Below are 15,131 nucleotides of genomic sequence, written 5' to 3'. Positions count from 1 at the left end.
GCTGTGTCACTCGGGTGATGAGGGACGCCGGGGGCGGTCGGGGCGATCGCGCCGCATCCGGTTCCACATCTCGGTCGACCGGGTGATGGCGCGCTGGGCGTTGTCGAGAAGGTCCTGCGCGACCTCCGCCCAATCGGCCGGACGGTCGTCGGGCTCGGGCAGCTCGCGCGGCGTGCCCTGCCGGGCGGCGCGCTCCGCGGCGTCGAACGCCTGGGTCGCCCGACGGACCGCTTCGCGGTAGGCGCTGTAATCGGCCGGGGACATGCGGACATCGCGCGAGGCGGGTCGCAGCCACGACGCCTGCTGGTGCTCGCGAAGGAAGAGGTCCATCGGCGGCCAGCGGGCATCGAGCATCATGGGGAACCCGATCGCCTTCGCGGCATCCGTCTCGTAGTCCATCCACCGCGCCAGAAGCACGTCGTGCTCGGCCATCAGCCGGGCCAGCGGCATCCGGTCGACCTCCTTGCGCGAGGTCGGCATCATCGCTCGCGCCGCCTGCACGCCCGCGCGGCGCGCCTTCAGCTCGGCCACGGCGGCGCGCGCCTGACGCTCAGCGATCTGCAGGCGGCGACGGGCCTCCGGCACCGCTCCGGCTGTCGCGCGCGGGGTCGCCTTCTCGGCCTGGGCGCGCATCAGTTCCGCGCGGGCCACCTTCAGCTGCGCGCGAGCGTGCGTCACAGCCTGTTGCGCCCGGCGCAGGTCGAGCTGCGCGGCATCGAGCTCGAGGCGACGCTGCGACGGTCGTCCCCGGCGCAGGCCGGCCCAGCCGAGGGCGCCCGCGCTGGCTCCCGCCGGCGCGATCCACCACCACTCGGCCGCGAGCATGAGGATCGGATCCACCCCTTCAGCCTACGCACCTCGCCGAGTCCCGTCTTCGTCCCGGCTGGGGATACACCTGTCGGATCGGTGGTGCTGGTGCGCGGTCGAACCGGCTGTGAGGCCACAGCAGCCCCACGAGTCCTGCAGCTGTATCAGCCGAAGAGCAGCGCGAAGACGGTGGAGCCGCCGCCGACGAGGATGAGCGAGACGATCGCGACCCACGCGGTCACGCGCATGCGACGCGAGCGTCCGCGCGCGAAGCCGGCGTACTCGTCGTCCTCACCCGGCGGCGTCAGGTCGCGCCCGCTCATGACGCGCTCATGACGTCGGCACCTCGTCGACGATCTCGCCGAAGGCGGCGGGCAGCGTCGCGCGCGACGTGGCGCGGATCTCGGCGACGGGCACCGAGAACAGACCCTGGACGTCGAGCACGGACTCGACGCCCTCGGCAGCATCCGTCACACCGATGCGGATGACGGGGTAATTGCGGCCCTCGCAGAGCCCGCGGAACTTGACGTCCTCCTCGCGCGGGACCGACACGATCACGCGGCCGGTTGACTCGCTGAACAGCGCGGTCGCGACGTCGACGCCGTCGCGCTCGACGATCTCGCTCAGCCAGACGCGGGCGCCGACGCCGAAGCGCGTCGTCGCCTCGGCGAGAGCCTGGCCGAGGCCGCCGGTCGACAGGTCGTGCGCGGCCGAGATGAGTCCCTGCTGCGAGGCGGCCTGGATGAGGCCGGCCAGACGCTTCTCGGCGGCGAGGTCGACCTTCGGGGGCCGTCCGCCGAGGTGGCCGTGGATGGTGTCGGCCCACGCCGAGCCGTCGAGCTCCTCGGCGGTCGTGCCGAGCAGGTATATGTTTTCGCCGGCGTCCTGCCAGCCCGACGGGATGCGGCGGGCGACATCGTCGACGATGCCGAGCACACCGACCACCGGGGTCGGGAAGATCGGCTGGTCGCCGGTCTGGTTGTAGAACGAGACGTTGCCGCCCGTGACGGGCACGCCGAGCTCGAGGCAGGCGTCGGAGAGGCCGTCGACGGCCTGACCGAACTGCCACATCACCTCGGGGTTCTCGGGGCTGCCGAAGTTGAGGCAGTCGGTGACTGCGGTGGGGTTCGCGCCGGTGACGGCGACGTTGCGGTACGCCTCGGCGAGGGCGAGCTGGGCGCCGGCGTACGGGTCGAGCTGGCAGTAGCGGCCGTTGCAGTCGGTCGCGATCGCGAAGCCGAGGCCCGACTCTTCGTCGACGCGGATCATGCCGGCGTCGTCGGGGAAGCTCAGGGCGGTGTTGCCCAGCACGTAGTAGTCGTACTGGTTGGTGATCCACGACGTGTCGGCGAGGTTCGGGCTCGCCACGAGCTGGAGGAACTGTTCGCGCAGTGCGTCGCCATCGGTGGCGCGGGGCAGGGATGCCGCCGAGTCGGCCTGCAGGCCGTCGATCCAGGTCGGGTAGGCGACCGGGCGGTCGTAGACCGGGCCGTCGACCGCGACGGTCGAGGGGTCGACGTCGACGATCTGCTCGCCGTGCCAGAAGATCTGCAGGCGGCCGTCGCCGGTCACCTCGCCGAGCACGCTCGTCTCGACATCCCACTTGCCGACGACGGCGAGGAACGCATCGAGCTTCTCGGGGGCGACGATCGCCATCATGCGCTCCTGGCTCTCGCTCATGAGGATCTCCTCGGGCGTGAGCGAGGGGTCGCGCAGCAGCACGTTCTCGAGGTCGACGCGCATACCCGAGCCGCCGTTCGCGGCGAGCTCGCTCGTGGCGCACGAGATGCCCGCGGCGCCGAGGTCCTGGATCGCCTCGACGAGTTCGCCCGCGTACAGCTCGAGGCAGCACTCGATCAGCACCTTCTCGGCGAACGGGTCACCGACCTGCACGGCGGGGCGCTTGGTGGGCCCGCCGTCGGCGAAGGTGTCGGAGGCCAGGATCGAGGCGCCGCCGATGCCGTCGCCGCCCGTGCGCGCGCCGAACAGCACGACCTTGTTGCCGGCGCCGGTGGCGTTGGCCAGCTTGATGTCCTCGTGGCGCATGACGCCCACCGCGAGGGCGTTGACGAGCGGGTTGCCCTGGTAGACCGAGTCGAAGACCGTCTCGCCGCCGATGTTCGGCAGGCCCAGGCAGTTGCCGTAGAACGAGATGCCGCTCACGACGCCGTGCACCACGCGAGCGGTGTCGGGGTGGTCGATGGCGCCGAAGCGCAGCTGGTCCATGACGGCGACGGGACGCGCGCCCATCGAGATGATGTCGCGGACGATGCCGCCGACACCGGTCGCGGCGCCCTGGAACGGCTCGATGTAGCTCGGGTGGTTGTGCGACTCGACCTTGAAGGTCACCGCCCAGCCCTCGCCGACGTCGACGACGCCCGCGTTCTGGCCCATGCCCACCATGAGGCGGGTCTTCATCTCGTCGGAGACCTTCTGGCCGAAGCGGCGCAGGTAGTTCTTGCTCGACTTGTAGGAGCAGTGCTCGCTCCACATGACCGAGTACATCGCCAGCTCGCCCGAGGTGGGGCGGCGGCCGAGGATCTCGCGGATCTTCGCGTATTCGTCGGGCTTGAGGCCCAGGGCTCCGTAGGGCTGCTCACGCTCCGGAGTGGCGGTGGCGTTCTCGACGGTATCTGCGACAGGGGTGCTCACGCGGCTGGACTCCAGGACTCGGGATGCCGGACGCGATCAGTCTAGTTGGGGGGTCAGGGGTTGTACGCGCCGAAGAGGCCGGTGCCGTGCTCGACCAGGGCGTCGTAGGCCTCCCCGTATGTGGAGGGCAACGTGCTGCCGGGGTCGAATCGGGCGGCCAGGAGCCCGAGCAGCCCGCGCGCCGGCGGGGTGAGCGGGCGCTTGTGGTGCTTCTCGTCCGGGGCCTTTGTCGTCCCCTTCTCGGGGTTCGGCGGCACATACAGCGACTGCGGCTGCGGCCAGGTGTAGGGCTGGCGCGGCGTCGTGAGGTTGACCGCGTTGAAGATCGGGTTGGCGGTCTCGTCGCGGACGTTGAGCGGCCGCAGCCCGTGCAGCCGGCACAGGGTGTTGGTCACCGAGCCGTGGTGCATCTCGTCGTGGATCACGGTTCCGGCCGCGGTGTAAGCGCTCACCACGATGGCCGGCACCCGGAGACCGAGGCGATCGAACGTGAAGCCCATCTCGCCGGGACCGCTCGCGTCGGGCGGCGCTGCCGACGGCGGGGCGACGTGATCGAAGGTGCCGCCGTGCTCGTCGAAGGTGATGACGAGCGCGGTGTTCATGGCGTTCGAGCCGGAGGTCGACGCACTCGTGCGGATCGCGTCGTAGACGTCCTGCGCGAGCTTGTCGCCGGCGCGGACGTCGCTGTCGGCGCTGTTGGCGATGCGGATGCGGCTGCCGTCGGGCAACTCGAGCTCGCCCTCGCGGGTCGCGCCCCATGGCGGGTGCATGTCGTTGTGGTTGAAGACCATCCGCGGCTCGATGAACGCGTAGTCGGGCAGCTCGCCGTTCGCGGCATCCTCGTAGAACTGCTCCATGACGCGGAAGTTCGTCTTCCAGTAGCGCTCGAGCACGGGCGCGTGGAGCATGCCGGTGAGCGAGACGAGCTGCGTCGCGTCGTAGTAGACGCGCCACGACAGGCCGGCGTCTTCGAGCCGGTTGAAGATCGTGGGTGCCGCGGGGGCGTCGATCCACTTGTCGTAGTTGTCGCCGGTGTGGTTGACGACGTAGCCGTGCGAGGTCGAGGCGTGGAAGAAGCTGCGGTTGCAGAACGTCTGCGACGGCACCCCGGCGAACCAGCGGTCGTAGACCGCGAACTCGCGGGCGAGGGTCGACACCACCGGCAGCATCTCGGGCGCGAAGCCGCCCATCGCCGTCGTGTACTCATCAGCGGTCGGCTCGCGCTTCTTGGCGAGGCGGTAGTTGACGATGTAGTCGTGCACGAAGCCGTCGTTACGCGGTGCGCTCCCGGCGGCGGGTGCGTTGTACGGCGGCTGCAGTCCGCTGCGGGCGATGTCGGCGTTGGCGGGCGGGTCGATCGTCCCGAACAGCTGGGTGTTGACGTGGGGGTAGGTCTCGCCGGGGTCGGGCTGCGGCTGCTGCATGATGTGGTCGGTCGCGCCCGTGTATACGTGCGCGGGCACGGCCGTGCCGTCGGGTGCGGTGTTGGCGTAGTCGCCCTGCAGGATGCCGTCGAACTCGGCCGCGCTCTTCTCATCGGCCGTGTAGAGGTGGCCGAGCAGGTTGTCGAAGCTGCGGTTCTCGAACATGAGCACCACGACGTGGTCGAACCCGGCAACGCTGCGCGCCGCGAGGGGCGCGAACTCGGGCGGGTGCGCGGTCATCGCCGCCGTCACCGCGGCACCGGCTGAGCCCCCGATCGCGAGGCCCGCGGCTCCCAGGCCCGCGCGGCGGAGGAAGTCGCGGCGCGACGGGCGTCGGCTGGCCCAGGAGGCGTCGGTCTCATCGCGATCCGCGTCGGCCATGGGTCCCTCCCTCGGTCCTCGGCGATCAGGCTACTCTCACACCATGGATGACGGCCTGCGTTTCGATCGAGGAGCCCGGTACGGTGCCGCGATCGTCGCGGCGATGTTCGCGACCTACCTCGCCGTCGCTTCCGACTTCTCCGCGATCGTGCAGGCCGAGATGTACGCCGGCACCATCACCAACGACATGCCGTACGTCGACACGCTCCAGTTCGTGCTCGTGGTCGCGACCCTCGTCGCCGCGCTCGCCGTGCTGCCCACCTCGCCGATGCGTCGTCTGGGCGGCGTGACCCTCGCGTGCGTCGCGCTGTTCCTGTGGGCCACCTTCGGGTTGCTGCGCGGTGCGGGCCACCTCGCGCACCTCGATCCGCTGTGGGAGGTCGTGCTCAATCAGGGGTTCATCGCGCTGCTCGCCGGGGTGGGCGGCTGGGTGATCGCACGGGGGCGGCACCCGCTGTCGTGGGTCGTCGTCGTCGTCGCGCTCGTGCCGCCCATCGTCGGTCCGCGGCTGGTCGAGGCGAACGCCACGAGCGGCGGCTACGCGCTGGCGATGCAGGGCATCGTCGTCGTCGGAGGGCTGGCCGCGGTGTGGGCGGCGGCTGGCGTCGACCGGTGGGCGCGTCGGCGCTTCAGTGGTCGGGATGCAGCGACGCGTCGGCGGGTACGCTCCGCCACGACACGAATCGAACCGTGAGACCGGCGCGCGTCGGCGCGCAGCAGAACGGCCCGGCCGCGACCTCCGCCCGAGGATCGAGCGGCGCCACCCGGACGAGCCGCCAGTCCTCCTCGTCGACGCGGGCCCTGATCGTGACGGCGTCGCCCGACCTGCTCGCGCGCACGGTGACGACGCGACCAGCCCAGTCGGCAACGGGCGAGAGCGACCAGTCCGACATCCCGCGGGTCACCACCGCGCCCAGACTGTCGGCGCCGTCGCTGTGCTCGATCCCGGCCTTGATCCACGTCTCGTCGTCGACGCGCAGGAAGACGCCTGCCTGATCGAACTGCGCGGCGAAGTCGAGGACGAACGCCACTTCGACGGCGGTGTCGGGCTGCATCGGGGCGAGCAGAGCGTGTTCGTCGTCGTGGACGAACCCATACGACGTCACGCGCCAGGCATCGCTCCCCTCGCGTGCCGTGACGAACAGGTCGTCGCCGTCGAGCGCCGTCTCGGCGGGCTCGTTCGTCCACGAGCCCGCGGACCAGTCGATGTCGGTCATGCGATTCCTCTCGGGTCAGTCGCGCAGCTGGGCCAGCAGGGCGGCGTGGTCGGTGGTGCCGGCGAAATCGGTGATTCGCCCTCCCGTCAGCCGCAGGAATTCGAACTCCGCGACATTGACGTGACGTCGGGTGGGCCGGATACCGCGGAACGGGCCGGTGTGCGTGCCGCTGGCGCGCACATGCGCGGCGATGCGGTCGTCCTCCACGACGAGCTGGATGCGGCGCACCTGCCAATCGGGAAAGGCATCGAGCACCTCGACGACGTCGGTCATCCAGGCGTCGGCTCCGCCCGGCAGGTGCGCTCGCCGGACGTTCGGGTCGATGAACGAGCGAATGGCGTCGAGGTCGTGGCGGTTGCAGGCTTCCAGGTAATCGGCGTACCAGGCGTGCATCTCCCACGGCTCCACCTGCCCATTATCGGCGGGTGGTGACCAGGTACCGCACCGTCAGCGCGACGCTACGGCGTTCTCGTAGGCCCGCATGGCGGCATCCTGTGCGTCCGCGAGCGCTTCCTCGGCGGTCTTGTCGCCGAGGAGGGCCGCCGTCACCGCGTTGTTCAGCTCGTTCTGGATGTCCTGCCCGGCGGGGGAGGACCCGAACGAGGTGCCGTAATCGACCACGTCGTAGTAGGTCGCGACGACCTGGTCGAAACCCTCGTTGCCCGACGGCGTGACCCACTTCTCGCGGATCTCCTGGTCGGGCTGCGGCGATCCCGTGAACAGGCCGGTGTTGGCGCCGCCGTCGGCGGCACGCGTCGCAGCGCGTGCTTCGCCCGCCGCGTTCCACGCCTCGCCGCTCGTCAGAGCCGAGACCCACGCGCAGGCCGCGCCGGGGTTCTTCGCTCCGGCCGGGATGACGAAAGCCTGGCCGCCGGACACCGAGAACGGCTCACCGTCGCTGTCGCGGAACGGCACCGCCTCGATGTCGATCTGCTCGAGGTAGGGCGAGAGGACGTTCGGGTACCACTGCGCGTTGACCTGCGCACCGACCTGATCGGTGACGTACTGGTTCGCATCGCCGAACGTGTCGAACGCGTCGGTGAAGCTCTTCACCTGCGCGAACCCGCCCTGCGCGTCGTTGATCCGCTGCAGCAGCTCCATGCCCGCGAGGTTGCTCGGGTCGTCGAGGGTCGGCACGCCGTCGTCATCGGTGAGCTGGCCGCCCGCGCCGAGGATCCACAGCGCGGACTGACCGGTCGACACCGGGTCGAGGCCCAGCCGCGTCGGAACGCCGCCGGATTCCTGGTACATCTTCTCGATGGCGGCCAGCAAGACGTCGGGCTGCGAGGTGTCGATCTCGTCCGCCGTCACGCCCGCGGCGTCCATCACCCGCTTGTTGAGGATGATGGCCGGTGGCTGGTAGAACTGCGGCGCACCCCACACCTGATCCTCGTAGCGCACGTCGTCGACGACCGACTCGTACCACCGGTCGTCCGCGTCGACGTCCTGTGCCTCGAAGCAGCTGTCGAGGGGCATGATGAGGCCCTGTGCCGCGTACTGCGTGACGTAGCGGCGATCCATCTGCACGACGTCGGGCACGTCGCCGCTCGCGATGCGGGTCGTGAACTTCTGCGAGTCGAAGGCCGTGGCATCCAGCTGCACCTCGACATCCGACAGCTGCTCCGCCGCATAGTCGAGTCGCGCGGTGCCGACGTCGTCGGCGTTTTCGAAGCCCCACGCCGCGAGGGTTCCGGTGGGCGTCGCCGAGAAGTCGACGTCTTCCGCGGTGCCGGCGTCGTTGCTGCATCCCGCCAGCACGATGACGGATGCCGCGGCCACCGCGGTCGTTCCGATCAGTCGATTGCGCATGTGATTCCTCCTGTCGTGGTCCCGCGCGAGCACGCGGATCATCCCTTGCGGCCCTGGGTGGCGACGCCTTCGATGAAGTAGCGCTGCCCGAAGGCGAAGAGGATGAGCATGGGCAGCGTGACGATGAGCGAGGCCACCATCACGTACTGGTAGTCGCCCTGGCCGCCGGCGGTAGGGCTGTACTTGGTCATCGCGTAGGCGATGCCGAGCGGTGCGGTGAACTCGTCGACCGAGCCGGCGTTGAGGTAGATGAGCGCGGACTGCAGGTTGTTCCAGCTCGCCTGGAACTCGAACAGGAACACGATCACGAACGAGGGCACCGACAACGGCATCGCGATGCGCCAGAAGAGCCCCCAGTAGCTGGCGCCGTCGATGCGCGCCGCCTCGAAGAGCTCGCGCGGCAGGCCGAGGAAGAACTGGCGCTGCAGGAAGATGTAGAACGCCGACCCGAAAAGGTTCGCGCCCCATAGCGGGACCCAGGTGCCGAGCAGGCCCGTCTCTTTCCAGATCAGGTAGACCGGGATCATCGTCACGGCGCCGGGGAGCATCATCGTGGCGAGCACCAGTCCGAACAGGAGCTTGCGTCCGGGGAAGGAGAAGTAGGCGAACCCGAACGCGACGATCGAGCTCGAGATCGACACCGCCGTCGCCGCCAGCAGCGCGATCGCGACGCTGTTGAACATCCAGCTGAGCAGGGGGAGCTGGTTCCACACCTCGGCGTAGTTCTCGGGCACGAAGGTCTGCGGGATGAGGCGGTTGTCGAACACCTCGCCGCGGGGCTTGAAGCTCGCCGCGAGCAGCCACGCGAACGGGTACAGGAACAGCAGGGCGAAGCCGGTCGAGATGGCGGCGAGCGTGACGCGGCCGGCGACGGTCTTCGGGGTGCGGAACCTCGTCGCCATCAGCGGTCGCCCTCGTAGTAGACGAAGCGGTTGCCGAACTTCACCTGGATGACCGTGACGGCCATGATGATGACGAACAGCAGCCAGGCCATGGCCGCCGCGAACCCGAAGTTGAACTGCCGGAACGCCTGCTGGAACAGATAGATGGCGTAGAACAGCGACGCCTCGGGCGACGCGTTGCTCTGATCCCGCCAGAAGAGCAGATACGCCTGGTCGAAGACCTGGAAGGCTGCGATCGACAGCACGATGACGTTGAAGAACATCGCGCCCGAGATCATCGGCAGCGTGATGGAGAAGAACTTCCGCACCGGGCCGGCGCCGTCGAGGGATGCCACCTCGTACAACTCGACGGGGACGTTCTTCAGCGCGGCGAGGAAGACCACCATCGTGCCGCTGACGGTCCACAGCGCCATGATCACGATGCTGGGTTTCACCCACGCCGGGTCGACGAGCCATTGGGGACCCTGGATGCCGATGGCGGCGAGCCCCTGGTTGATCGCGCCGGAGTTGCCGTTGAGCAGGAGGAAGAAGACCGCGGCCGTCGCGACGGCCGGCGTCATCTTCGGCAGGTAGTAGAGCGTGCGGAAGATCCCCGCGCCGCGACCCATCCGGTTCAGCAGCAGCGCGAGCACGAGCGCGAACATGATCTCGAGCGGCACGGCCATGACGGCGTAGAACAGCGTGTTGGCCAGGGATACGGCAACGCGGGGGTCTTCGAACAGCCGGGCGTAGTTGTCGAAGCCGATGGGGCGTGACGAGTTCGTGGCGAGGTTGTAGCTGCTGAACGAGATGTACAGGCTGTAGATCATCGCCCCGACGGTGAAGACGAGGAAGCCGATGATCCACGGCGTCAGGAAGAGGTAGCCCGCGAGCGCTTCGCGCTTGTTGTACTTCTGCCGGATGCGCCCCGGCCGTGTGGCGCCGACCGTCGTCGGTCGCGCGCGAGCGGTACTGCTTATGTCGTCCTCCAGGCCTCGAACCCGCAGGACCTGATGGATGCCGTCCTGTGGGGCCGAAGCTAGAAGAAGCGAGAAGCGGTTCCCCAGTGGCTTGACACGGCGGCATCCCTCGGGCAGTGCTCGCCGGGCAGCCCCGATCAGGCTGGCGTGGTCACAGCGACGAGGAGATGCCTGCGTGCTGGTTCATCTCCGCGACGAAGCTGGTCCCTGTCGCGACGACCTCGACCTTGAAGCCCGCCGCGTTCTCGAGCCAGCCCGCGTAGTGCTGCGGGCCGCCGGCGTGCGGGTACCGCTCCTGGTACAGCGGCATCCATCCTGCGGTCGGGGCGTCGGCCATGATCGCGTCGACCTCGGCGGGGGAGCCGCCGTGGAAGGCCAAGTGGTTCAGCCCCGGGCGCCGACGGTCGTGCTCGGTGCCGACCGTGTTCGGCGAGGTGGTGAGCGTCAAGTAGGCCCCGCCCCCCGCCCACGACTCGCCCTGCGGCCACGTGCTCTCGAGGTCGAAGCCGACCCGCCGGAGCAGCCAGCCCCAGTCGGAGCGTGCGCTCTCGATGTCGCTGACCCAGAGCTCGACGTGATGGAAACCTGCCATGGCTCCCAGTCTCATACAGAAGCGATCTACAGCTTCGCGGTCATCTGCACGCGCGGGCCAAGGGCGTCGAGGCCGATGCGCTCCTCAGTCTCGACGAGCATGAGCTCGAACTCCGAACGCGGGTCGGTCACCGCGAAGCCGAGGCGTTCGTAGAACGGGGCGTTCCAGGGCACGTCGGCGAAGGTGCGGAGCGACATCCGATCGTGGCCGCGGTCGCGCGCGTACGCCATCGCCGCCTCGACGAGCTTGCGGCCGTACCCGCGGCGAGCGTGCTCGGGCGACACCGACAGCTGTTCGAGGTGGGCATGACCCTCGAGCTCAAGCACATGAACGAACCCCGCGACCACCCCGTCACCGACGTGGGCGACGAGCAGGAATCCCGACTCCGCAGCGCGAGCAGACCCGGGCGGCGCCGGCCACCAGGTGGGCGGATCGAGCCGATCGCGCAGCAGCGCGTCGGCGTCGTTCTCGATGCCCTCGAGGATATCCAGCTCCCCGGGGCTGGGCGGGCGGATGTCGAGCGGCACGGCCCGATCGTACCGAGCGGCGTTCAGTCGACGATGAGCCGGTACCCCATGCCGGACTCCGTCAGCAGGTGCTCGGGATGCGCGGGATCGGCCTCGAGCTTCTTCCGCAGCTGCGAGACGTAGAGACGCAGGTACCCGGTGTCGTTGACCTGCTCGGTGCCCCACAGCTCCTTCAGCAGGTCCTGCCGGGTCACGAGTGCCCCGGGGGTTCGGGCGAGGAAGTCGAGCATCCGCCACTCGGTGGGCGTGAGGTGCACGCGCTCGCCGCCGCGCGTGACGGTCTTGGCGGCCCGGTCGATCTCGACATCGGCGAACCGCACGACGGCGACGGATGCGGCACCGCCGGCCCGCCGGGTCAGCGCGCGCAGTCTCGCGAGCAGCTCGTCGATCTGGAAGGGCTTGGTGACGTAGTCGTCAGCCCCGGCATCGAGCGCCGACACCTTGTCTGCCGACCCGGTGCGCCCCGAGACGACGATGATCGGCACGGCGCTCCATCCCCTCACGGCCTCGATGACGGCGACGCCGTCGAGGCGCGGCATCCCCAGATCGAGCACGATCACATCGGGGTGCTCGGCCGCGGCCGCGGCGATCGCCGCCGCCCCGTCGGCGGCCGCCACGACGTCGTACCCGTGGGCCGCGAGCGTGATGCGCAGCGCCCGCACGAGCTGCGGGTCGTCGTCGGCGAGGAGGACCTTCACCCCTCGATCCTGCCCTCTTGCGCCGCCGCCGATGCCAGGGGCAGCTCGATCACCATGGTGAGGCCGCCGCCAGGGGTCTGCTCGGGCACGAGCTGGCCCCGCATCCCCTCGGTGAAACCCTTCGACAGCGCGAGCCCGAGCCCGAGTCCGGTCGTGTTGTCGGTGTCGCCGAGCCGCTGAAAGGGCGTGAACACGTCGCCGTGACGCTCGGGCGGGATGCCGGGTCCGTGGTCGATCACGCGGACCTGGGCCTGCCCGCCCAGCGAGCTCGTGCTGATGCGCACCGGCGTTCCGGCAGGCGAATGGCGGTGGGCGTTGGCCAGCACGTTGACCAGCACTCGCTGCAACAGCACCGCATCGGCGAGCACCGGCCCGATCGCCTCGTCCAGCGCCAGCTCCACCGCAGCGGGCCCGAGACCGAGCTCGTCGACCGCGGCGAGCACGGCATCGGCCGTGTCGACCGGTCGCAGGGCGACGGCGAGGGCGCCGGCCTCGATGCGGCTCACATCGAGCAGGTCGGTCACGAGCGAGGTCAGCGTGCCGAGGCTCTCGTCGGCGGTCGCGAGCAGCTCGTCGCGGTCGGCGTCGTCGAGTGCGGGGCCGGCCGCGCGGAGCCCCCCGAGCGCCGCGACGGCGGCGGCGAGAGGTCGCCGCAGGTCATGGCTCGCCGCCGAGAGGAGGGCGCTGCGTACCCGGTCGGTCTCGGTGAGCACCGACGCCGAGCTCGCCGCCCGCTGCAGGTCGGCCTGCTCGAGCGCGGCGGCGAGCTGCGCGACGACGACATCCAGCAGCCGGCGTTCCGAGCCGTCGAGCTGCTCCGACTCGCTGCCGTGGAGCTCGAGCACGGCCTCGCGTCCGACGTCGACGCGCAGGTGGCGGTCGTCGCGCACGGGCTCGCCGTCGGCGGCGATCACGGTCCCGTCCGACGCGACCAAGCGCGCACCCGACATCCCGAAGGCCTCGCGCGCCCGCGCGACGAGGGCCGGAATCGAGCCATCGCCCCGCAGCACGCTGCCCGCGACCGCCGCGAGCAGCTCGGCCTCGGCCGCCGCCCGCCGGGCCGCGCGCGTGCCCCGGGCCGCGCGGTCGACGATGACGCTCACGAGGAGCGCGATGACGACGTACAGGATCAGCGCCCACGCGTGCAGCGGATCGGAGACCGTCACGGTGTACAGCGGAGCCACGAAGAAGAAGTCGAGCGTCACCCCCGACATCACCGCTGCGAAGACGGCGGGCCACAGTCCGCCGACGAGCGCGACCACGACGACGAGCAGCTGGTACGCGAGCACATCGCTCGTGATCGACTCGGGGCTCCGCAGCGCGACGAGCAGCCACGTGAGCAGCGGACCGCCGGTCAGCGCGACGACGAAACCGAGGATCCGGCGCCGCACGCTGAGAGCGCCGCCGGCGACACGGGGCAGGGTGAAGCGGCCGCCGGCGGCGGCGTGCGTCACGACGTGCACGTCGATATCGCCCGACTCGCGGATGACGGTGGCGCCGATGCCCGGACCGCTGAGGGCCGCAGCGAGCCGGCCGCGACGGCTGACACCGACGACGAGCTGCGACGCGTTGACCGACCGCGCGAACTCGACGAGGGCGGCGGGGATGTCGTCACCGACGACCTGGTGGTAGCTGCCGCCGAGCGATTCGACGAGAGCCCGTTGAGCAGCGAGGGCCGCCGGGTCGGCGGTGCGCAGCCCGTCCTGGCCCGACACGTGGACGGCCAGCAGCTCGCCGCCGGCCGAACGGTCGACGATGCGGGCCCCGCGCCGGATGAGCGTCTCGCCCTCGGGCCCGCCGGTCAGCGCGACCACGACGCGCTCGCGAGCCTGCCACGTGCCCCGGATGCCGTGCTCGGCGCGATAGTCCTGCAGGGCGCTGTCGACCTCGTCCGCGAGCCAGAGAAGTGCCAGTTCGCGGAGCGCCGTCAGGTTGCCGAGCCGGAAGTAGTTCGACAGGGCGGCGTCGATGCGCTCGGCGGGGTAGACGAGGCCGGCAGCGAGGCGGTCGCGGAGCGACGGCGGAGCGAGGTCGACCAGCTCGATCGGGTCGGCCGAGCGCACGACGGCATCCGGCACCGTCTCGCGCTGCGCGACGCCGGTGATCTGCTCGACGACGTCGCCGAGCGACTCGATGTGCTGGACGTTGACGGTCGTGATGACGTCGATGCCGGCATCCCGGAGCTCCTCGACGTCCTGCCAGCGCTTCTCGTTGCGCGACCCACCGACGTTGGTGTGGGCGAGTTCGTCGACGAGGGCGACGCGCGGGGCTCGGGCGAGCACGGCCTCGAGGTCCATCTCGTCGAGCGTGACGCCGCGGTGCTCGAGGCGGCGGCGCGGAACGATCGGCAGGCCCGCGGTCATCGCGGCGGTCGCGGCGCGGCCGTGGGTCTCGACGATCGCGACGACGACGTCGATCCCGGCATCCTGAAGCCGGCGTCCTTCCTCGAGCATCTCGTAGGTCTTGCCCACGCCCGGCGCCGCACCCAGCAGCACCCGCAGCCGTCCCCGCTTCACGGCATCACCCTAGTTCTCCCCGCGCCCGGGAGAGCTCACCGCGCGAGGCCGTCCAGGGCGGCATTGAGCTCGACGACGTTCACCCGCGGCTCGCCGAGGAACCCGAGGTCGCGGCCCGCCGTGTGCGCGGCGACGAGGTCGCGCACCTCCGCCTCGGGCAGCCCGCGCTCGGCAGCCACGCGGGCCACCTGCAGCGCGGCGTAGGCGGGCGAGATGTGCGGGTCGAGGCCCGAGCCCGAGGCGGTGACGGCATCCGCGGGCACGTCGGCGACGTCGACGCTCTCGCGGTCGGCGATCGCCGTGCGGCGCTCCTCGATCGCGGTCACGAGGTCGGCGTTGTTCGGGCCGAGGTTCGACCCGCTCGACGCCGCCGCGTCGTAGCCGTCGCCGGCCGCCGAGGGGCGTGACTGGAAGTACTGCGGCAGCGCTTCGCCGTCGGCATCCGTGAAGGACTGGCCGATGAGCGACGAGCCGACGACCTCGCCCTCCGCATCGCGCAGCAGCGAGCCGTTCGCCTGCGACGGCAGCGCGAGCCCGACCAGTGAGATCAGCAGGGTGTATCCGACGCCGAGGACGAGGGTGAGGACGATCATCGCGCGGACGGCGACGGCGGAGGTGCGCAACGAGGCGCGAGCGGTGGACATGAC

At 70.5% G+C, this 15,131-nt stretch carries 15 protein-coding genes; 1 reads left to right on the top strand and 14 read right to left on the bottom strand.

Annotation, left to right across the window (positions count from 1 at the left end; genetic code table 11):
• Nucleotides 1-6 precede the first annotated feature (6 nt).
• The 4 genes from ACLBWJ_RS08520 to ACLBWJ_RS08505 all read right to left on the bottom strand — a co-directional run bounded on the left by ACLBWJ_RS08520 (nt 7) and on the right by ACLBWJ_RS08505 (nt 5,264).
• Entirely contained in the window at nt 7-840 is an 834-nt protein-coding gene (locus ACLBWJ_RS08520; RefSeq protein WP_274178075.1) for a hypothetical protein, read from the bottom strand.
• Between the two features lie 131 nt (nt 841-971).
• On the bottom strand, nt 972-1,130 hold the full coding sequence (locus ACLBWJ_RS08515; protein WP_162815495.1) for a hypothetical protein: 159 nt from the start codon (nt 1,128-1,130) through the stop codon (nt 972-974).
• A 7-nt stretch (nt 1,131-1,137) separates the two neighbouring features.
• A complete protein-coding gene (gene purL, locus ACLBWJ_RS08510; protein ID WP_447660114.1) occupies nt 1,138-3,459 on the bottom strand; it encodes a phosphoribosylformylglycinamidine synthase subunit PurL in 2,322 nt (773 codons plus the stop codon).
• A gap of 53 nt (nt 3,460-3,512) precedes the next feature.
• On the bottom strand, nt 3,513-5,264 hold the full coding sequence (locus ACLBWJ_RS08505) for an alkaline phosphatase family protein (RefSeq protein ID WP_447660113.1): 1,752 nt from the start codon (nt 5,262-5,264) through the stop codon (nt 3,513-3,515).
• Nucleotides 5,265-5,307: 43 nt separating this feature from the next.
• On the opposite strand from ACLBWJ_RS08505, the gene ACLBWJ_RS08500 reads away from it, so the two are divergent.
• Nucleotides 5,308-5,958, top strand: a complete 651-nt coding sequence (locus ACLBWJ_RS08500) for a hypothetical protein (RefSeq protein ID WP_354451628.1) — start codon at nt 5,308-5,310, stop codon at nt 5,956-5,958.
• Here ACLBWJ_RS08500 and ACLBWJ_RS08495 read toward each other — a convergent pair.
• The 10 genes from ACLBWJ_RS08495 to kdpC all read right to left on the bottom strand — a co-directional run bounded on the left by ACLBWJ_RS08495 (nt 5,894) and on the right by kdpC (nt 15,128).
• Nucleotides 5,894-6,481 carry a DUF1349 domain-containing protein gene (locus ACLBWJ_RS08495; RefSeq protein ID WP_282501812.1) on the bottom strand — a complete coding sequence of 196 codons (588 nt, stop codon included), beginning with the start codon at nt 6,479-6,481 and terminating at the stop codon, nt 5,894-5,896. The genes ACLBWJ_RS08500 and ACLBWJ_RS08495 overlap by 65 nt on opposite strands.
• Before the next feature lie 15 nt (nt 6,482-6,496).
• Nucleotides 6,497-6,889: an ester cyclase gene (locus ACLBWJ_RS08490; RefSeq protein ID WP_114588899.1), complete on the bottom strand. Its 393-nt coding sequence runs from the start codon at nt 6,887-6,889 to the stop codon at nt 6,497-6,499.
• 39 nt (nt 6,890-6,928) lie between these two features.
• On the bottom strand, nt 6,929-8,290 hold the full coding sequence (locus tag ACLBWJ_RS08485; protein WP_274178080.1) for an ABC transporter substrate-binding protein: 1,362 nt from the start codon (nt 8,288-8,290) through the stop codon (nt 6,929-6,931).
• 38 nt (nt 8,291-8,328) lie between these two features.
• The gene (locus tag ACLBWJ_RS08480) at nt 8,329-9,192 is read right to left on the bottom strand and encodes a carbohydrate ABC transporter permease (RefSeq protein ID WP_023953243.1); all 864 of its coding nucleotides are present in this window, start codon (nt 9,190-9,192) and stop codon (nt 8,329-8,331) included.
• A complete protein-coding gene (locus ACLBWJ_RS08475; RefSeq protein WP_404568583.1) occupies nt 9,192-10,094 on the bottom strand; it encodes a carbohydrate ABC transporter permease in 903 nt (300 codons plus the stop codon). Before ACLBWJ_RS08475 ends, ACLBWJ_RS08480 begins: the two co-directional genes overlap by 1 nt.
• Before the next feature lie 208 nt (nt 10,095-10,302).
• Nucleotides 10,303-10,743: a VOC family protein gene (locus tag ACLBWJ_RS08470; RefSeq protein ID WP_269266854.1), complete on the bottom strand. Its 441-nt coding sequence runs from the start codon at nt 10,741-10,743 to the stop codon at nt 10,303-10,305.
• 26 nt (nt 10,744-10,769) lie between these two features.
• Nucleotides 10,770-11,270, bottom strand: coding sequence for a GNAT family N-acetyltransferase (locus ACLBWJ_RS08465; RefSeq protein ID WP_447660112.1), 501 nt, complete (start codon nt 11,268-11,270; stop codon nt 10,770-10,772).
• 23 nt (nt 11,271-11,293) lie between these two features.
• Entirely contained in the window at nt 11,294-11,968 is a 675-nt protein-coding gene (locus tag ACLBWJ_RS08460; RefSeq protein ID WP_447660111.1) for a response regulator, read from the bottom strand.
• Nucleotides 11,965-14,484, bottom strand: coding sequence for an ATP-binding protein (locus tag ACLBWJ_RS08455; protein WP_447660110.1), 2,520 nt, complete (start codon nt 14,482-14,484; stop codon nt 11,965-11,967). Before ACLBWJ_RS08455 ends, ACLBWJ_RS08460 begins: the two co-directional genes overlap by 4 nt.
• Nucleotides 14,485-14,519: 35 nt before the next feature.
• On the bottom strand, nt 14,520-15,128 hold the full coding sequence (gene kdpC, locus ACLBWJ_RS08450) for a potassium-transporting ATPase subunit KdpC (RefSeq protein ID WP_282501817.1): 609 nt from the start codon (nt 15,126-15,128) through the stop codon (nt 14,520-14,522).
• Between the last annotated feature and the right edge of the window lie 3 nt (nt 15,129-15,131).

It is taken from the genome of Microbacterium sp. M4A5_1d (assembly GCF_053345465.1).
This window is presented reverse-complemented; position numbering and strand designations above follow the sequence as displayed.

What these genes read in the sequence shown, in the direction of transcription:
- ACLBWJ_RS08515 (WP_162815495.1), bottom strand. Translation starts at nt 1,130, where the DNA reads ATGAGCGGGCGCGACCTGACGCCGCCGGGTGAGGACGACGAGTACGCC.
- ACLBWJ_RS08505 (WP_447660113.1), bottom strand. Translation starts at nt 5,264, where the DNA reads ATGGCCGACGCGGATCGCGATGAGACCGACGCCTCCTGGGCCAGCCGA.
- ACLBWJ_RS08500 (WP_354451628.1), top strand. Translation starts at nt 5,308, where the DNA reads ATGGATGACGGCCTGCGTTTCGATCGAGGAGCCCGGTACGGTGCCGCG.
- ACLBWJ_RS08495 (WP_282501812.1), bottom strand. Translation starts at nt 6,481, where the DNA reads ATGACCGACATCGACTGGTCCGCGGGCTCGTGGACGAACGAGCCCGCC.
- ACLBWJ_RS08485 (WP_274178080.1), bottom strand. Translation starts at nt 8,290, where the DNA reads ATGCGCAATCGACTGATCGGAACGACCGCGGTGGCCGCGGCATCCGTC.
- ACLBWJ_RS08480 (WP_023953243.1), bottom strand. Translation starts at nt 9,192, where the DNA reads ATGGCGACGAGGTTCCGCACCCCGAAGACCGTCGCCGGCCGCGTCACG.
- ACLBWJ_RS08470 (WP_269266854.1), bottom strand. Translation starts at nt 10,743, where the DNA reads ATGGCAGGTTTCCATCACGTCGAGCTCTGGGTCAGCGACATCGAGAGC.
- kdpC (WP_282501817.1), bottom strand. Translation starts at nt 15,128, where the DNA reads ATGTCCACCGCTCGCGCCTCGTTGCGCACCTCCGCCGTCGCCGTCCGC.